Annotated in this window: 14 protein-coding genes; 8 read left to right on the forward strand and 6 right to left on the reverse strand. The window is 68.8% G+C overall.

The window, feature by feature from the left end:
• The first annotated feature begins 10 nt into the window (after nt 1-10).
• Together ACMGFE_RS11700 and ACMGFE_RS11705 are read left to right on the forward strand one after the other, a co-directional pair.
• Entirely contained in the window at nt 11-5,236 is a 5,226-nt protein-coding gene (locus ACMGFE_RS11700; protein WP_436925379.1) for an LAGLIDADG family homing endonuclease, read from the forward strand.
• 590 nt (nt 5,237-5,826) lie between these two features.
• On the forward strand, nt 5,827-7,497 hold the full coding sequence (locus ACMGFE_RS11705) for a sensor histidine kinase (protein ID WP_436925380.1): 1,671 nt from the start codon (nt 5,827-5,829) through the stop codon (nt 7,495-7,497).
• A gap of 39 nt (nt 7,498-7,536) precedes the next feature.
• Here the strand turns inward: ACMGFE_RS11705 and ACMGFE_RS11710 are convergent, their stop codons facing one another.
• The 5 genes from ACMGFE_RS11710 to ACMGFE_RS11730 form a co-directional block, all read right to left on the reverse strand.
• Complete coding sequence (locus ACMGFE_RS11710) at nt 7,537-8,100, reverse strand: DUF8173 domain-containing protein (protein WP_436925381.1); 564 nt, start codon at nt 8,098-8,100, stop codon at nt 7,537-7,539.
• Nucleotides 8,101-8,168: 68 nt separating this feature from the next.
• Nucleotides 8,169-8,858: an imidazole glycerol phosphate synthase subunit HisH gene (gene hisH, locus ACMGFE_RS11715; RefSeq protein ID WP_436925382.1), complete on the reverse strand. Its 690-nt coding sequence runs from the start codon at nt 8,856-8,858 to the stop codon at nt 8,169-8,171.
• Nucleotides 8,859-8,963: 105 nt separating this feature from the next.
• Nucleotides 8,964-9,557 (reverse strand): uracil-DNA glycosylase, encoded by a 594-nt coding sequence (locus tag ACMGFE_RS11720; protein WP_436925383.1) that lies wholly within the window; start codon nt 9,555-9,557, stop codon nt 8,964-8,966.
• Nucleotides 9,558-9,616: 59 nt separating this feature from the next.
• Nucleotides 9,617-10,189: an endonuclease dU gene (locus ACMGFE_RS11725; protein WP_436925384.1), complete on the reverse strand. Its 573-nt coding sequence runs from the start codon at nt 10,187-10,189 to the stop codon at nt 9,617-9,619.
• A complete protein-coding gene (locus tag ACMGFE_RS11730; protein WP_274321919.1) occupies nt 10,186-10,365 on the reverse strand; it encodes a DUF5786 family protein in 180 nt (59 codons plus the stop codon). Before ACMGFE_RS11730 ends, ACMGFE_RS11725 begins: the two co-directional genes overlap by 4 nt.
• Nucleotides 10,366-10,976: 611 nt before the next feature.
• On the opposite strand from ACMGFE_RS11730, the gene ACMGFE_RS11735 reads away from it, so the two are divergent.
• Nucleotides 10,977-11,390: a hypothetical protein gene (locus ACMGFE_RS11735; RefSeq protein WP_436925385.1), complete on the forward strand. Its 414-nt coding sequence runs from the start codon at nt 10,977-10,979 to the stop codon at nt 11,388-11,390.
• Here the strand turns inward: ACMGFE_RS11735 and ACMGFE_RS11740 are convergent, their stop codons facing one another.
• Nucleotides 11,391-11,972 carry a hypothetical protein gene (locus ACMGFE_RS11740; RefSeq protein WP_436925386.1) on the reverse strand — a complete coding sequence of 194 codons (582 nt, stop codon included), beginning with the start codon at nt 11,970-11,972 and terminating at the stop codon, nt 11,391-11,393.
• A gap of 151 nt (nt 11,973-12,123) precedes the next feature.
• Here ACMGFE_RS11740 and ACMGFE_RS11745 point away from each other — a divergent pair, with 151 nt between their 5' ends.
• The 5 genes from ACMGFE_RS11745 (at nt 12,124) to ACMGFE_RS11765 (ending at nt 18,011) form a co-directional block, all read left to right on the forward strand.
• Complete coding sequence (locus ACMGFE_RS11745; protein WP_436925387.1) at nt 12,124-13,377, forward strand: four-carbon acid sugar kinase family protein; 1,254 nt, start codon at nt 12,124-12,126, stop codon at nt 13,375-13,377.
• Nucleotides 13,370-14,503: a 4-hydroxythreonine-4-phosphate dehydrogenase PdxA gene (pdxA, locus tag ACMGFE_RS11750; RefSeq protein WP_436925388.1), complete on the forward strand. Its 1,134-nt coding sequence runs from the start codon at nt 13,370-13,372 to the stop codon at nt 14,501-14,503. The genes ACMGFE_RS11745 and pdxA overlap by 8 nt, the downstream gene beginning before the upstream one ends.
• Nucleotides 14,500-15,810, forward strand: coding sequence for a nickel pincer cofactor-dependent isomerase, group 22 (locus ACMGFE_RS11755; RefSeq protein ID WP_436925389.1), 1,311 nt, complete (start codon nt 14,500-14,502; stop codon nt 15,808-15,810). The genes pdxA and ACMGFE_RS11755 overlap by 4 nt, the downstream gene beginning before the upstream one ends.
• 72 nt (nt 15,811-15,882) lie before the next feature.
• Nucleotides 15,883-17,298 carry an APC family permease gene (locus ACMGFE_RS11760; RefSeq protein ID WP_436925390.1) on the forward strand — a complete coding sequence of 472 codons (1,416 nt, stop codon included), beginning with the start codon at nt 15,883-15,885 and terminating at the stop codon, nt 17,296-17,298.
• Nucleotides 17,295-18,011 carry a universal stress protein gene (locus tag ACMGFE_RS11765; protein ID WP_436925391.1) on the forward strand — a complete coding sequence of 239 codons (717 nt, stop codon included), beginning with the start codon at nt 17,295-17,297 and terminating at the stop codon, nt 18,009-18,011. Before ACMGFE_RS11760 ends, ACMGFE_RS11765 begins: the two co-directional genes overlap by 4 nt.
• Nucleotide 18,012 lies beyond the last annotated feature (1 nt).

Consider the following 18,012-nt stretch of genomic DNA (forward strand, 5'->3'; position numbering starts at 1 on the left):
GAGCGCGACGATGAAACCCGAGGACGAGCGCTACTTCGAACGACTGGAGTCGGGCCTCGACGACGCCTTCGAGGTGGCCGAGGCGGCCCGCGAGCGCGGCGGCGACCCCACCGACAGCGTGGAGATCCCCGTCGCCCGCGACATGGCCGACCGCGTCGAGAACATCCTCGGCATCGACGGCGTGGCCGAACGCGTCCGCGAACTCGAAGGCGAGATGAGCCGCGAGGAAGCGGCGCTCGAACTCGTCTCGGACTTCGTCGACGGCGAGGTGGGCGACTACGACACCCGCGCCGGGAAGGTCGAGGGCGCGGTTCGCACCGCGGTCGCCCTGCTCACCGAGGGCGTCGTCGCCGCCCCCATCGAGGGGATCGACCGCGTCGAAATCCTCGAGAACGACGACGGGACGGAGTTCGTCAACGTCTACTACGCGGGCCCGATCCGTTCGGCGGGCGGGACCGCGCAGGCCCTGTCCGTGCTCGTCGCCGACTACGCCCGCGCGATGCTCGGCATCGACCAGTACAAGGCCCGCGACGACGAGATCGGCCGCTACGCCGAGGAGATCGACCTCTACGACAAGGAGACGGGGCTGCAGTACACGCCCAAGGAGAAGGAGAGCAAGTTCATCGCCGAGCACATGCCGATCATGCTCGACGGCGAGGCGACCGGCGACGAGGAGGTTTCGGGGTATCGAGACCTCGAACGCATCGACTCGAACTCCGCCCGCGGCGGGATGTGTCTCGTCATGGCCGAGGGGATCGCCCTGAAGGCCCCGAAGATCCAGCGATACACCCGCAATCTCGACGAGGTCGACTGGCCGTGGCTCCAGGACCTCATCGACGGCACCATCGGCAAGGAGGAGGGCGACGACGCCGAGGCCGACGGAGAGGAAGAAGACGCGGAAGCAGACGACGCCGAAGCGGACGACGGCGACGAGAGCGAGGAAGCGGCCGGCCCGCCCCGCCTCGACCCCTCGAAGAAGTTCCTGCGGGACCTCATCGCCGGCCGCCCGGTCTTCTCGCACCCGAGCGAAGCGGGCGGCTTCCGCCTGCGCTACGGCCGTGCACGCAACCACGGGAACGCGACCGCCGGCGTCCATCCCGCGACGATGCACCTCGTCGACGACTTCCTCGCGACGGGGACCCAGATCAAGACCGAGCGGCCGGGCAAGGCCGCGGGCGTCGTCCCCGTCGACTCCATCGAGGGACCGACCGTCCGCCTCGCCAACGGCGAGGTCCGGCGCATCGACGACCCCGAGGACGCGCTGGAAGTCCGCAACGGCGTCGAGAAGGTGATCGACCTCGGGGAGTACCTCGTCAACTACGGCGAGTTCGTCGAGAACAACCACCCGCTCGCGCCCGCCTCCTACACGGTCGAGTGGTGGGCCCAGGAGTTCGACGAGGCCGGCGCGGACGTGCAGGCCATGCGCGACTCGACGGACGTGGACCTGTCGAACCCCAGCGCCCAGGAAGCGCTCGACTGGGCGGACGAGTACGACGCGCCGTTGCACCCCAAATACACCTACTGCTGGCACGACCTGAGCGTCGACGAGGTGTGCGCGCTGGCTGACGCCGTGGATCAGGGACGGATCGCGCAGACTGATGGGGCGAGCGAGGCGCGAAGCGCCTCGAAAGCGAGCGGGGAGCGTAGCGACCCGCGAGCCGTGGCGCAGGACCCAGACGACAGGGACGGCGACGGCGACCGCTCCATGACCACTCAGCACGACGCCGCGACCGACGGCCACGACCGCGACGCCGGTGCCGCGGCCGCTGGCGACCTCGTCCTCCCGCGCTCGCCGCCCGTCAGCGAGGCGGTCGAACACCTCCTCGTCGAGCACACCCAGACCGACGAGACGCTCGTGATCCCGGACTGGCGCCCGCTCGTCCGTACCCTCGGCTTTTCCGACTCGCTGGAGCGCGAGTGGACGCCCGCCGACCTCTCGGAGCGTGCACGCACCTACGGCGGAGGCGAGGCGAGCGACGCGCAACTCGACTCGTCGGCGGCATCCACGGAGGACGGTGCCAACGCCATCGAGGCCGTCAACGAGATCGCCCCCTTCCCGGTCCGCGAGCGCGCCCCGACGCGCATCGGCAACCGGATGGGTCGCCCGGAGAAGTCCGAGAGCCGCGACCTCTCGCCGGCGGTCCACACCCTGTTCCCCATCGGCGAGGCCGGCGGTTCCCAGCGGAAAGTCGGTGACGCGGCGGTGGCCGGCGACAGCTACGACGACACCCAGGGCAAGGTCGAGGTCGAGGTCGGTCGCCAGGAGTGCACCGACTGCGGGACGCGGACGTACAAACCCCGCTGTCCCGACTGCGGCGGCGTCTGCGAGGCCGTCTACGTCTGCCCCGACTGCGACACCGAGGTCGCGGTCGACGAGTCCGGCCGCGCGGAGTGTTCGCGCTGCGAGACGCTCGCGCGCCCCACCCAGACCGAGGTCGTCGACGTCAACAGCGAGTTCAAGGACGCGCTGGCGAACCTCAACGAACGACCCACCGCCTACGACGCGCTCAAGGCCGTCAAGGGCCTCTCCTCGGAGAAGAAGACGCCCGAACCGATGGAGAAGGGTATCCTCCGCGCGAAACACGGCGTCTCCGCGTTCAAGGACGGCACCGTCCGCTACGACATGACCGACCTGCCCGTCACGGCCGTCCGCCCCTCCGAACTCGACGTGACCGCCGACGCGTTCCGCGCGCTGGGCTACGAGGAGGACATCCACGGCCAGCCGCTCCAGCACGACGACCAGCTGGTCGAACTCAACGTCCAGGACGTCGTCCTCTCGGAGGGCGCCGCCGAGCACATGCTCAAGACCGCCGACTTCGTCGACGACCTGCTGGAATCCTACTACGGCCTCGACCCGTTCTACAACCTCGAAGAGCGCGACGACCTCGTCGGGGAGTTGGTCTTCGGGATGGCACCCCACACGAGCGCCGCGACCGTCGGCAGAATTGTCGGCTTCACGACAGCAGCAGTTGGCTACGCTCACCCCTATTTCCACGCCGCGAAGAGGAGGAATTGCTTCCATCCGGATACCAAGGTCTGGTACGAGGACGAGGTGGGCGAATGGCACCACGAGACCATCGAGCAGTTAGTCGAAACCCGTCTGGAGAACCCGGATAAAGACGATTTCGGAGCGCTCGTTCAGGAACTACCCGGTAATCTCTCAGTCCCATCCGTAACGGAAGACGGTGAACCGACCCAGAAACCGGTCAAAGCGGTGTCGAAGCATCCGTCGACTGATCACCTACTCGAGATCGAGACGAAGACGGGTCGAACACTCACTGTGTCTCCCGAACACTCGATGCGTCGGTGGGACGGAGAGATCGAGCGGCTATCCGCTCGCGATCTCGAAGTAGGCGACGATCTCCCGATGCCGAAGTCGGTTCAGGTCGATGGACATCAAGAACAGATCGATCTCTTGAAAGAGTTCTGTGAATCCGACGCGATTCCGAACGATGACCTCGTGGTCCGCGGACTGGGATCGGACCGGATCAAATCGCTGTTCGACGAAGCGACGCCCGGTGAGTACTATCTCAAGCCCACTACCGAACAGTTGGGACTGAGCGACTCCACCGTCTACAACTGGGTAAACCGGGACAGCGTTCCGGTCGCTGTTTTCGATGAACTCTTCGAGCAGTCTCCGGCCGAAGTACTCCCCGACGATATCGTGCTTTCACTGCGTCGAGACACCGCCACTGTAGAACGAAACCTCACGGTCGACGACAAGTTCGCCACTGTCCTCGGATACTACGCTGCGGAGGGGTTCACGCGTCAGAGCGAGGCAAATTTCTATCAGACGACGATTTGCATTCCGGATCAGGTCGCACGTGATCAGATTATCGAGACCTTCCACAGTTCGCTCGGTATCGATGGATTCGAAGAGAACGAGTGGAAAATAACGGTTTCGAGCAGATTGGTGACCGCTCTGTTCGACGAGATTCTGGACACCGGCTGCCGAGCGGAAACGAAACGAATCCCGGATTCAGTGCTCGCTGGTCCGAGAGACACTCTTCGATCGTTCCTCGCGGCATACTTCAGCGGTGACGGGAGTGTGTCCAGTTCCCGTATCGAGGTGCGGGCCCATACCGTGAGCGACGAGTTAAAATCCGACCTCATCGCCGCGTTGAAACGGTTCGGGGTCGTCACGAAGGCCTATCGAGAAACGCGGACACCGGAAACCGGGGCCATCGCCGAGTTCTACGACGAACCGAAGACGTTCGAGTCGTGGGTCCTCAAGGTAACGTCAGAGAACGCCGTTCGATTTGCGAACGAAATTGGGTTCCATCTCCCGCGAAAAAGCGAAACGTTGCAGGAGTCGGTCGATTCGATCGAAGTCCGAACTCAGCGGCTCTGTGGAGATGGCGGAGATATCTGGCTAGACCAAATCGAGTCTATCGATATTGTCGAGAGCGAAACGTCACATCTGTACTCACTGACAGTCGAGGACACTAACACGCTAGTTGCTGAAGACCTGTTTGTCGGCCAATGCGACGGTGACGAGGACTGCGTGATGCTTCTCATGGACGGACTGCTCAACTTCTCGAAACAGTTCCTGCCCGACCAGCGCGGGGGGCAGATGGACGCGCCGCTGGTCATGTCCTCGCGGATCGACCCGGCGGAGATCGACGACGAGGCGCACAACGTCGACATCATGCGGGAGTACCCGAAGGAGTTCTACGAGGCGACGCGCGAACTCGCGGACCCGGAGGACGTCGAGGACGTCATGACCATCGCGGAGGCGACGCTGGGGACCGACGAGGAGTACACGGGCTTCGACCACACCCACGACACGACGAACATCGCGGCGGGACCGGCGCTGTCGGCGTACAAGACCCTCGGGTCGATGGAGGAGAAGATGGACGCCCAGCTCGAGCTCTCGCGGAAGATCCGGGCGGTCGACGAGACGGACGTGGCCGAGCGGATCATCGAGTACCACTTCCTGCCAGACCTTATCGGGAACCTGCGGGCCTTCAGCCGCCAGGACGTGCGCTGTCTGGACTGCGGCGAGAAGTACCGGCGGATGCCCCTCTCGGGCGACTGCCGGGAGTGCGGCGGCCGCGTCAACCTCACCGTCCACGAGGGCTCGGTCAACAAGTACATCGAGACCGCCACCCGCGTCGCCGAGGAGTTCGGCTGCCGGACCTACACGAAACAGCGCCTCGAAGTGCTCGACCGGTCGATAAAGCGGGTGTTCGAGAACGACAACAACAAGCAGAGCGGGATTGCGGACTTCATGTAAAACCATCTTTTTCGCTGGGGGGTCGCCTCCGGCGACCCCCCAGCGAAAAACATGGGTGAAAAAGGCCGGAACCTCGCTTCGCTCGGTTCCGGTGAACCGCGCTCGCTTCGCTCGGCGGATGCTCAGTACAGTCCATAGAGTGAACGATCGCGGTGGCGCGCGCTGTCGCGGGTTTCATCCCGCGACGGCACCGTGCGAGGGACGAGTAGCGAGGGACCGAAGGTCCCTCGGACCATGCGAACGGCGCCGAAGGCGCCGTGAGCAGAGAGCGCAACGCAGTGAGCACCGCAGTCGGCTGGGGAGGTGTGTGGTGCGGTGCTGTGCTGTCCCTGGTGGACTGAAAGGGCGAGGCGCGCTCGGGGGTGGTGCGCGGGCTCTATCCGAGGGAGGGCCAGCGACCGAGGATATCCCGCACAGCACCCCCGAGCGGGCCGAGGGCTTTCAACGCCTGCTGTTGGCTGCGGTCGCTCCGACTCGACTTCCTTCCATAACCAAGCCCACAGAAACAACTGCTCAACGAGCACACGAACCGAACACCGCGGGGATCCAGACACCCAAATCACGAAGTAGCTGTACTCGCTGTACTACCCATGGCACCCGTCCCGTGGCCGGCGGCGGCCTCGCTGCTCGCCGCGGGCGGGACAGTCCTGCTCGTTCGATACCTCTGGCGCTACCGCGACAAGCCCGGCGCGGACTGGTTCCTCGCGAGCCTGGGCTGCCAGACGCTATGGAGCGTCGCCTACGGGGTAGCACTCCTGACGTTCGCCGAGCCGGTGCGCTGGGCCCTGGAAGTCGTCTCCTGGGCCGCGATGGCGGGGACGGGGGTCTACTTCCTGGCGTTCGCGCTGGCGTACACCGGCCGCGGGCGCCTCGTCGAGCGGTGGTGGCGGGGATTTCTCGCCACCCCGCTGGTGATCGGGCTGATCGGGGCGACGAACCCGCTCCACGGACTGGCCTGGTCCGACTTCACGGTGGTTCCTGTCGCCGGGATGGCGGGGGCGACCTACGACGTGCGACTGTGGGCGGTCGTCGCCGCGACGGTCGGCGTCTCGCTGATCACCGTCGGGAGCCTCGTGCTGTTCGACACGGTCGTCAGCTACGGGCCGCTGTACCGGCGCGAGGCGGTGGCGGTGGGGCTGAGTACGATTCCGCCAGTGGTCGCGGTGCTCGGCTGGCTCTACGGCGCGGGACCGATCCCCGAGGTGAATCTCGCGACGGCCGCCTTCTTGCCACACGTCGCGCTCGACGCCTACGCGTTCGTCGGGAGCGACATGTTCGAGTTCCACCCCGCGACGCGACGGGCCGGCGAGCGGGCGGCGATCGACGACCTCGGCGCACCGGTGGTGATCGTCGACGAACAGCGCCGGATCGTCACGCTCAACGGTGCAGCGGAGACGGTGTTCGACGTGACGAAGGCGGCGGCACTGACGCGCCCGCTCGACGACCTGCTCGGCGAGGGGAGCGTCGATCCGACCGGCGGGGACGACGTCGTGATGGTCCGCGACGGCGGGCGCCAGCGGGTCTTCGCGGTGACGGCGACGTCCCTCTCGGACGCGGGCGGGACGCACGTTGGCTACACCGTCGTCTTCCAGGACGTGACCGACGAGCGCCGACGCGAGCAGCGCCTCGACGTCCTCAACCGCGTCCTCCGGCACAACCTCCGCAACGACATGACGGTCGTGCGGGGGTTCACCGAGGCGGCGGCCGAACGCGTCGACGACGAGGAGGCCAGGTCGATGCTCGACCGGGCGACGTCGAAAGCCACGGAGCTGACGGCGCTCGGGGCGAAAGCCCGAACGGTCGAGCGCGTCATCGACAGCGACCCGCGCTCGGAGCGAGTCGATATCGCGGACCTGCTCGCGACCGTCCGCGACGAGCACGCCGACGAACGCGGAGACGGAACGGTGACCGTCGACGCGGCCGACCTGGCGGTCACGACGGATCCGGCGGTCCTGCAGGTCGTCGTCGGTGCGCTGCTGGAGAACGCGCTCGAACACGCCGGCGAGGCGCCGACCGTCGAACTCTCGGCCGAGCGCCGGGACGGGGAGGTCGCGGTCGTCGTCGCCGACGACGGGCTGGGCGTGCCCGACCACGAACTCGCCGTGCTCTCCGCGGGCGCGGAGTCGGCGCTCGAACACGGCTCGGGGCTGGGTCTCTGGGTGGCCGACTGGGGCGCGACGGCGCTCGGCGGCGCCCTCGCCGTCGATACGACCGAGGGGACCGTCGCGACGGTCACCGTACCAGGCGGAGCGGGAGACTGACGGGGAGTTCCACGGCAGGAGCGACGAGGGAGACGACCCTCAGAGCCGGTCTTCGAGGACGGCGCCGAAGCCGGCGGCGCCGATGCAGAAGGCGACGAGGCCGCCGATGCCGGTCAGAACGAGGCCACCGTTGAGCGCGGCGGCGACGACGAGGAGCTTCGTCCAGTCGTCGCCGTCGCGGCCGACGATGCGCTCGGCGATGGCGAGGAAGGCGACGGCGGCACCGACGGCCCAGACGACGTAGGTGAGTAGCCCGAGACCGAGCGCGAGCGGAATCCCGATCAGGGTGAAAAAGAGGACGATGATAGCGAGTACGGCGAATATCAGGACGAGGAATCCGTAGACGAACGACCCGACGGGGTCGTCCAGAACCGCGGCCATCCGGTCTTCGGTGAACTCGGGGGCGACGGCGACGAGGATGGCGCCGACGATCAGCGTCGTCAGGAAGGAACCGACGGCGCTCCCGACCACGTTGGCGACGGGGTCGATATCGACGTCCACGTCGACCTGGAGCAACAGCGTCGAGAGGTCGACTTGCAGTGCCAGCGCCGAGAGGTCGGTCTGGAGCGCCAGCACCGGGGGGCCGACTGCGGGGGAAAACATAGTCCGAACGTCGACGGCCGACCGTAAGTAGCCACCGCCGGCCGCGAACCGCCGAGGTGACACGCCGACTACCCCTCGACGCAGATATCGACGAAGTTCCGCAGGATCCGCAGACCGGTCTCGCCCGATTTCTCCGGGTGGAACTGGGTGCCGAAGACGTTGCCGCGCTCGTTGGCGACGATCGAGGCGAAGTCCGTCCCGTAGTCGGTCGTCGCCACGACCGCCTCGGCGTCGTCCGGTTCGGCGTAGTAGGAGTGGACGAAGTAGGCGTACTGGCCGTCGACGGAGCCCCCGGCTCCGTCTTCTCGTGGCGTCTTCGACGCCACGCCGTCGACGAGCGGGTGGTCACGCTGGACGTCGAGTTCGTTCCAGCCCATGTGCGGGACCTTCAGGTCGCCGCGGAAGCGGACGTTCTTCCCGGGTATCAGGTCGAGTCCTTCCACGTCGCCCTGTCCCTCGCGCTCGGCCTCTTCGCTGGTCGTGAGCAGCATCTGCATGCCCAGGCAGATGCCGAAGAGGGGGGTGCCGGCCGCGGCCTGCTCGACCAGCGCGTCGCGGAAGGGGCCGGCGTTGTCCATGCCCTCGGAGAAGGCGCCGACGCCGGGGAGGACGATCCCGTCGACGCCGTCGAAGTCACCGGGGTCGTCGCTGAGCTCGACGGTCGCGCCCGCGCGTTCGAGGCCGCGCGTGACGCTCCGGAGGTTCCCCAGCCCGTAGTCGACCACGACGACCTCGGCCGCGGTCTGTCGCGTGTTCATGGAAGCGACTACGAACACCGCGGACAAGTCCCTTTCCGTCCGGGCGAAGCCTGCGGGTCGCGACGGGTCCGACCCAGCCGAAGAAAATCGCGGAACCGTCGCCGGTCAGAAGTCGCCGATGCGGGACTGGCCGCTCGTCTCGTCGGTGAACTCGGCGGCTCGCTCCAGCGTCGACGCGAACGTGTCGCGCTGGGAGGGGTCGTACAGCGTCGCCGCAGGGTGGACGCAGACGAGCACGCGCCGGCGCTCGCCACCGATCTCGGCCTCGACCACGTCGCCGGCCTCGTTCGTGACGCCGACGTCGCGTTCGAGCAGGTGTTCCGCGGGGACCTTGCCGAGCGTGACGACGACCTCGGGGTCGATCCGGTCGATCTCGGTTTCGAGGTACCCCCGGCAGTTCGCGAGTTCCTCGTCGGTCGGGTCGCGGTTGTCGGGCGGACGACAGCGGACGCAGTTGCTGATGCGAACGTCGCCGCGGTCGAGACCGGCGTCGCGGAGGCCGTCGTCGAGCACGTCGCCGCTCCGGCCGACGAACGGCTCGCCCTGTTCGTCCTCGTACTGGCCCGGGGCCTCGCCGACGAACAGCAGGTCGGCGTCCGCCGGCCCGACGCCGTTGACGATGCGACTCCGACACTCGACGAGCGTCGGACACCGCTCGCAGGCGGTCACTTCGAGGCCGTCCATCACGCCGTCGCTCATGACACTCCGTCTGCTCGGCAGGCCTATAACCGGGTCGGTCCCCGCCCGGGAGCGACGGGTTACGCCGAGTCCGCCTCGTCGGCGACGAACCGTTCGTCGGCGGCGCGAGCGGCTAGCCGCGCGACCCGGAGCGGTTCCGGTCGGCCGCCCTCGGGAGTGAACGCCCGGACCACGTCGGCGGCATCGTCGCCAGCGAGGCCGGCCGCGCGGACGTACACCGTCTCGTCGCCGACGGTCACGGGTCGGCGGTCAGGCTGGCGACGGTAGGTCGCCAGGCGTTCGTCCAGGGCGTCGCCGTCGAAGGCGTCGCGGAGCGCGGACGCCAGGCCCGCGCTCTCCTCGAAACTGACCGAGAGAACCGGTCGGTCAACCTGCTCGCGGATCGCCGGCAGGTCGAAGAGGTTGAACCACGCGGGCGCGATGCCCGCGAGAAACACGTACTGCACGTCCTCGCGGTCGAGGCTATCGACCAGCGAGGCGACCGTTTCGGTGGCGTCGGTCCCGCCGACCGCGCAGGTGTCGAACGCGAACCCGTCGACGACCCGACTCGCGCGGACGACGGCACCCGCCAGCGTGCTGTGCTGCCCCCGGTACGATTCGGCGACGCCGAGGGCGCGGACCCCTGTCTTCACGTGTTGTCCTTGATGTCCTCCAGGCGGTCCAACAGCTCGTCGTTCGAGGCGTCGAACTCGTATGACACGTCTCCGTCGTGTGTGTTTTCTGCCGTGTTGACTCCGTCCTCGTCTTCGAGGTCGGCGTCAAGCTCCTGGTTCTCTTGTTCTGATTCGTCGTAGCTCCCGAACCCCATACGAGTGATCATAACACGCTAACCGTGAAAAATCATACGCCCGGTGGGGAGTAACCGGCAATTAACTGATCGAACATCGACGACTGGCCGTAAAATACGAGGAATATCGAAAAGGTCCCACTAACTCGGGTGTTAGTCCAGATATGCGGTGGATAACTGTACGCCCGTGCGGCGGGGTATCACACCGGACGGGGGCCGAACGGACGGAGACGATCCGGGTATTTCGGACGGCACGGGGTCTGAACGGATGGGTAATCGGTCCCTACGGGCGGGAGCGAGCCAGTGATGACAGTGACGTAACTACTTCTGGGCGCGTGCTCCGCTGGGCGCGACCTCCAGCGGGATGCGTTCACCCGCCTCACCGGGGAAGCCAGTGGGGCCAGTTCGGTACGACAGAAGTCTGTCCTGTCTCCTCCCGAACAGTCTCACCGTCCGGTCGGCCGAGGCGAGCGACGCCGCGGTGCTGGTTCGGGGGAAGAGCCACCGAGATCGCGCACAGATGCCCGGAATAGCCGCTCGCTCGGGTAATTTCGGCACGTCCAGCGGGTCTGCCGGTTCCCGGGACTGTTCGCTACGTTGATCTTTTCTACCCTCCCACCGTAGCGGTGAGTATGACGCGAACAACGCGCCATCGCGCCCTCTCGCTGCTCCTCGGTGCCGTCACTGGCGGGGGCCTCTGGTGGCTCGGCGCTGCCCCCGGGCTCGCTGTCGCGGCCGGGATGTCCCTGCTCGTCCTCGGACTGGTCGCCGGCCGGCTCGTGCGCGACCACCCCGACTATACCGGCGGTGCCAGCAGCTGGCGCGACAACAAGTGGAGCGCCGCGGGGCAGATGTTCGTCGTGGCGGTCGCGTTCCAGGCCGTCTTCGCCGTCCAGGTCTCGTTCGCGGACCAGGCCGGACTCCACGTCGTCGTCCTCGCGACCTTCATGATCGGGTACTTCGTGGGCGGACTCGACGCGCTGGGGCACGACCCGAGCGAGGACGGCGACGGGCGGGCCGACGCGGTCGCCTCCGCGGACGACTGATCAGCTCATATCGTCCGACCTGCGCTCGGGGAGATAGACGTCGGCATCCGGATTCTGGTCGGCGTCCTCGACGACGTCGCCGCGCTCGCGCGCCTCGTTGATGAGCGTGTTCGCCTCGGGGCGGTCGACCCGGCCGACGAGCATGAGCGCCTCGACGACCGCCTTCTCCGGGACGCCCCCGCCGGGACCGCCCAGCGCGAGGTCGTCGAGGTAGTCGGGGTCCTCGTCCAGGATGAACGCGACGTACTCGCGCACGTCGGTGGACCCGCCGAGGCGCTCGTGCCACGCCCTCGGGAACAGGCTGATCCGGCGGTCGTCGACGCCGTCGCCGATCTCGTAGTACACCCCGCCCTCCCACCAGTCGGCGTCGGTCGTGTTCGCGTCGACGTGGGCGAGAAAGTCCTCCGCGTCGAAGGCGTAGTCGTCGCGCGCTTCGAGTGCCGCGGCGTAGGCCTCCACAGTCTCCGGGTCGACGCCGGGCCCCTCCTCGTAGCGTTCGATCAACTCGACCAGGTCGCGCGCGCCCATCGACTCCCCCTCGTGGACCGCCTTGTCGACGACTGCCTGGTTCGGTTCGGTCATGTGATCTGTTGGGCTGTCAGGCGAATAAATCACAGGCCGCCGACGAGACGTTCGGCCAGTGACTGGGCCACCGGGCAACGCGTTTCCCTCCGCGGCCAGCGATTCCACCCCGACGGACGCGGTTAAATACGAGCGGGAGGAATCCGTGTCAATGCCGAACGCGCTCGTCGTCGCGGACGACCTCACAGGGGCGATGGACACGGGGCACGGCTTCGCTGAACGCGGCCGGTCCGTCCGTGTCCGCCGCTCGACCGGCGCCGACCCACCCGACACCGCCACTGGCCCTGCCGACGTGCTCGTGGTCGACACGGACAGCCGCGACGACGACGCCGATGTCGCCGCGACCGCCGTCGCCCGCGCAGTCGACACCCATCCCGCGGGGCTCGTCTACAAGAAGGTCGACTCGACGCTCCGGGGCAACGTCGTCGCCGAAGTCGACGCCGCCGTCGCCGCGGCCGGAGCCGATCTGGCCGTCGTCGCCCCCGCCTTTCCAGCGACCGGCCGGACCACCGAGGACGGCCGCCACCTGGTCGACGGGACGCCCCTGGCCGAGGCGGGCTACGGCGCGAGCGAGTCTGCCCTGCGAGCGTTCTTCACGCCCTCGGCCTATCCGGTCGGCCGGGTCGACACGGCGACCGTCGCGGTCGGCGCGGACACCGTCGCCGACCGCCTCGCCGCCCTCGCGGCCGACGACCGACCGGCGCTGGCGATCTGCGACGCGCACACCGACGACCAACTCGCGGCGATCGCCGACGGCGCGGAATCGGTGGATCTCGACGTGCTCTTCGTCGGGAGCGGTGGTCTCGCGGCGCACGTCGCGGTGCCGGGCGAGGCCGCGGCGGCGGCCGATCCGCGCACCGATTCGAGCGGCGAATCGGGCGTCCTCGGCGTCGTCGGGAGCGTCAACGAGCGGACGCTCGCGCAGCTCGCGGCAGTCGACGGGGCCGCGGTCGTCCGCCTCGACCCGGCGGCCGCCGTCCGAGACCCGGAGGAGACCGGGCGAGCGGCCGCTGAGACCCTCACCACGCTCCTCGACAGACGCGGCCGAGCCGTCGTGACGGCCGCGACCGGCGCCGACGACGTGAGCGCGGCCGAGCGAGCGGCTGCGGACGTCGACGCGGTCGCCGCCGACAGGATCGCGACCGCCCTCGCCGCGGCCGCGCGGGCGACCGTCGACGGCGCGGCCCCCGGCGTGCTGTTCCTCACCGGCGGCGACGTGGCAGGGGCGGTCCTCGACGCGCTCGGCGCCGACGAACTCGCGCTCACCGGCGAGTCGGTCGCCGAGGGCGTCCCGGAGGGGCGGATCGCCACCGGGCCGGCGGCGGGGACCCGAGTCGTCACGAAGGCCGGCGGCTTCGGAGGGGAAAGAGTCATCCTCAACTGTCTGGACGCGCTGGGTGCGTAGCATGGAGCGACCGACAGTCGCCGTGACGATGGGCGACCCCGCGGGCGTCGGCCCGGAGGTCGTCGCCGCGGCGTATCCGGCGTTGCTCGACGCGGCCGACCCGCTCGTCGTCGGCGACGCCGACGTGTTGCGGGCGGCCGTCGAGACGCGCGGCAGCGACCTCGCGGTCGCGGCCGTCGAATCGGCGACCGAGACGACCGCCGAACCCGGGACGATCCCCGTGCTGGACCTCGACAACGTCGACGCGGACGCGCTCGAGTACGGCGTCGTCAGCGAGGACTACGGCGCGGCGAGCCTCGACTACGTCCGGCGAGCGATCGACCTCGCGACTGCCGGGGATGTCGACGCCATCGCGACCGCGCCGATCAACAAGCAGGCGACGAGACTCGCCGGCAGCGAGTTCGCCGGCCACACCGGGCTGCTCGCCGACGCGACCGGCACCGACGACTACGCGATGATGCTCGTGGAGGGCGTTGGCTCTGCCAACGGGAAGGGCGTCGGCTCTGCCGACGGAAACAGCGTCGGCTCCGGTGACGAGGACGCGGGATACGACCTCGCCGTCACGCACGTCAGCACGCACGTCCCGCTGACGGAGGCCTGCGACATGGTCACGACCGGGCGGGTCCGCACGACGATCGGCCTGACCCACGAGGGGATGCGCGACCTGGGCGTCGAGGACCCGACCATCGCCGTCGCGGGGCTCAACCCCCACGCGGGCGACGGGGGGATCCTCGGCGTCACGGAAGGTAGCGAGATCGGACCCGCCGTCGAGGACGCCCGCGCGGAGGGTCTGGACGTTCGTGGCCCGGAATCGCCGGACACCGTCTTCGCGCGGGCGGCGGCCGGCGAGTACGACTGCGTCGTCGCGATGTACCACGACCAGGGCCACATCCCGATCAAGATGCTCGGGTTCGCCAGCGACGACGCCGTCTCGGGCGTCAACGTCACCGTCGGCCTGCCGATCGTTCGCACCAGCGTCGACCACGGCACGGCCTTCGACATCGCCGGACAGGGCGTCGCCAGCGAGCGGAGCATGGTCGAAGCAGTCGACCTCGCGGCGCGGATCGCGCGCAACCGCGCCGCTCGCGAGGACGACCAGACCTCGAGCCCGCCGAGGAGATCATGAACGTCGACTTCCCCGACGCCGACGCGCTGGCCGGTGCCAACGACTACACCGTCGCGGACCTCCCCGCGTTCGCCGTCGCCCACCGGCAGCGAGACCCCGAATCCGTCGAGGACGTGGCCGCGGCCGCGCGCGAGGCCGTCGACGCGATCGACGGATTCGACGACCTCGATGCGGGCGCGTCGGTCGCGGTGACGGCGGGGAGCCGCGGCATTCACGACATGCCCGCAGTCCTCGCGGCCGCGGTCGAGCGCCTGGGGGACCGAGGATTCAACCCGTTCGTGATCCCGGCGATGGGGAGCCACGGCGGCGCGACGGCCGCGGGCCAGCGCGAGACGCTCGCGGCGCTCGGCGTGACGCCCGAGACGCTCGGGTGCGAGATCCGCTCGTCGATGGCCGTCGATGCCGTCGGCGAGGACGACCTCGGTCGGCCGGTCTACGCCGCTCGCGACGCCCTGGAAGCCGACGCGGTCCTGCTCGCCAACCGCGTCAAGCCCCACACGGACTTCCGCGGCGACGTCGAGAGCGGTCTCGCGAAGATGGCCGTGATCGGCCTCGGCAAACACCGCGGCGCCGAGTCGCTGCACAACGCCGCCATCGCGACCGACTTCGCCGACGTGATCGCCGACCGCTACGAGATCCTGCGGGCCCAGACGCCCATCGTCGGCGGGATCGCCGTCGTCGAGAACGCGGACCACCGCGCCGCCCACGTCGAGGGCATCGACGCCGCGGACGTGCTCGACCGCGAACCCGAACTGCTGGACCTCGCTCACGAACACCTTGCGGAACTCCCGGTCGACGACCTCGACCTGCTCGTCGTCGACGCGATGGGCAAGGACAAGTCCGGGACGGGGATGGACACGAACGTCCTCGGTCGCTACGACTTCCACGGCGAGGCCGAACCGGACTCACCGTCGATCACCCGGGTCTACGCCCGGTCGCTGACGGACCCGTCCCACGGCAACGCGGTCGGGATCGGTCTGGCCGACTTCGTCCACCGCGATCTGGTCGCCGACGTGGACTTCCAAGACACGTACGTCAACATCGTCACGAGCGGCGAGCCCCGGCGGGCGAAACTCCCGTTCGTCGTCCCCGACGACGCCACCGCGCTCGTGCTTGCCTGCTCGACCACCGGCGTCGCCGACCCGGCCGATCTGCGGGTCGCTCGCATCCCGAGCACGATGGATCCCGATACGCTCGTGGTCTCGGAGCCGGTGGCGACGGAACTGCGCGAGCGCGACGACGTGACCGTCGGAGCGTCCGCGCCGCTCGAACTCGACGGGGGACGGCTCGACCCCGACCCGTACTGACGGTGCTGCCGTCGCTGATCGGGGTCTGAACCGTCGCTGGACATAGGTGGATGGCGACAGATCGTACGTCTCGTGAGTACAGACGCGCCCGGCGGAGCGAACATCGAGGGCGAGGCGCCGGTCGTCGAGGAGACAGTCGAAACCGACGAGGCGACGATCACCGACGACGCCGAGCTAGAGCGGACGCTCGGCCTGACCGGCGGGCTCGCTATCGGGATCGGGACGATGATCGGGGCGGGCATCTTCGTCTTCCCCGGGCTGGCGGCGGGCGAGGCCGGCCCGGCCGCGGCGGGGTCGTTCACCATCGGCGCGGTCGTCGCGCTGCTCGTCGCGCTCCCCACCTCGGAACTCGCGACGGCGATGCCGAAAAGCGGCGGCGGCTACTACTTCATCTCCCGGGGCCTCGGGACGCTCGCCGGGACGGTCGTCGGCCTCTCGCTGTGGTTCGGGCTCGTGTTCGCGACCGCCTTCTACCTCGTCGGCTTCGGCTACTACGCCGTCGACACGCTCGCCGAGATCGGGGTCAGCGTCGGCACCGGCCTCGTCATCCCGATCGCCCTGCTGTTCGGCGCCGGCTTCACCGTCCTGAACGTCACCGGGACGGAGAACGCCGCCAAACTCCAGAACGGCGTCGTCGCGCTCCTCCTCTCGATCCTCTCGGTGTTCCTGCTGTACGGCAGCCTCGACGCGCTCGGCGTGGTCGGCACGGCGAGCGCTCCCGAACGGTTCATGCCGTTCGGTCCGGTGTCGGTCCTGACGACCGCGGCGCTCGTGTTCACCTCCTATCTGGGGTTCGCACAGGTCGCGACGGTCGCCGGCGAGATGAAGCAGCCGGGGCGGAACCTCCCGCTGGCGATGGTCGGGTCGGTCGTCATCGTCGGCGTGCTGTACGTCGTGACGGTGTTCGTCGCGACGAGCGCGTTCCAGAGCGCCCGCCTCGCCGAACTCGGCGAGACGGCGATGGTCGACGTGGGTCGGCACTACCTCGGCGGCGCGGGCGCGCTCGCCATCGTCTTCGGCGGCCTGCTCGCGACGATGTCCAGCGCGAACGCCTCGATCCTGAGTACGTCGAGAGCGATCTACGCCGTCTCCCGCGACGCCCTCCTCCCGCGGGGAGCCAGTCGTATCAACCTCAAGTACGGCACGCCCCACGTCGCGCTGGGCCTTGCCGGCGGACCGGTGCTCGTGCTCGTCGCGACCGGGGAGGTCGAGGTCCTCGCGGAGGTCGCCTCCTTCCTGCACCTCATCCTCTACGGGCTGATGTGCGTGGCTCTCCTGATGCTCCGCCGGGACGAACCCGAGTGGTACGACCCCGACTTCCGGGTGCCGGGCTACCCCGTCGTGCCGATACTCGGCGCGCTGTCGAGTTTCGCGCTCATCGGCTTCATGCGACGGATATCACAGGTCATCGGGCTCGCGGTGATGCTCGCCAGCGCGGCCTGGTACTTCTATTACGCTCGCGACGTTAGTCTGCGGGGAGCACTATGACTCGCGTCCTCGTGTCGCTGGCGATACTGGAGGGGGATACCGTCTCACCGGGGCTGATCGACCTGCTGGGGACCGTCGACGTGACGGTCCTGGGCTATCACGTCGTCCCCGAGCAGACGCCGCCGGACCAGGCCCGACTCCAGTACGAGGACCGGGCGAACGAGGCGCTCGACGACGTGACCGAGGAGTTCGCGGCCGCGGGCGGCGCGGCCGAGCGGCGACTCGTGTTCACGCACGACCGGCGGCAGTCGATCCAGCGCGTCGCCGAAGAGGTCGCCGCCGACGCGTTCGCCGTCACCGGCGCGACCGGGCCAGTCGAGCGACTGCTCGTCCCGGTGATCGGCGACGTGGCCGTCGACCGCATCACGGCGTTCGTCACCGAACTGGTCGGCGACCGCGACATCGAGGTGACGCTCTTCTTCGCGTCCGACGACGAGGGCGAGGCGGAACAGACCGTCCTCGACGAGGGTGCGACGATCCTTCGCGAAGCCGGTATCGACGTCGAGACGGTACACGCGACCGGCGCACCGTTCGACTCGCTCGTCGACGCGGCGGCGGGTCACGACGCCGTCGTCATGGGTGAGCGCGCGCCGTCGCTCAAGTCGTTCCTCTTCGGCGACGAGGCCGACCGCGTCGCCACCGAGACGGTCGGCCCGGTGCTCGTCGTCCGCCGCGAGGACGAGGAGCGCGACTCGGACGCGGACACCGAGTGAC

This window comes from Halosimplex amylolyticum, assembly GCF_051414035.1.
Lineage (GTDB): Archaea > Halobacteriota > Halobacteria > Halobacteriales > Haloarculaceae > Halosimplex > Halosimplex amylolyticum.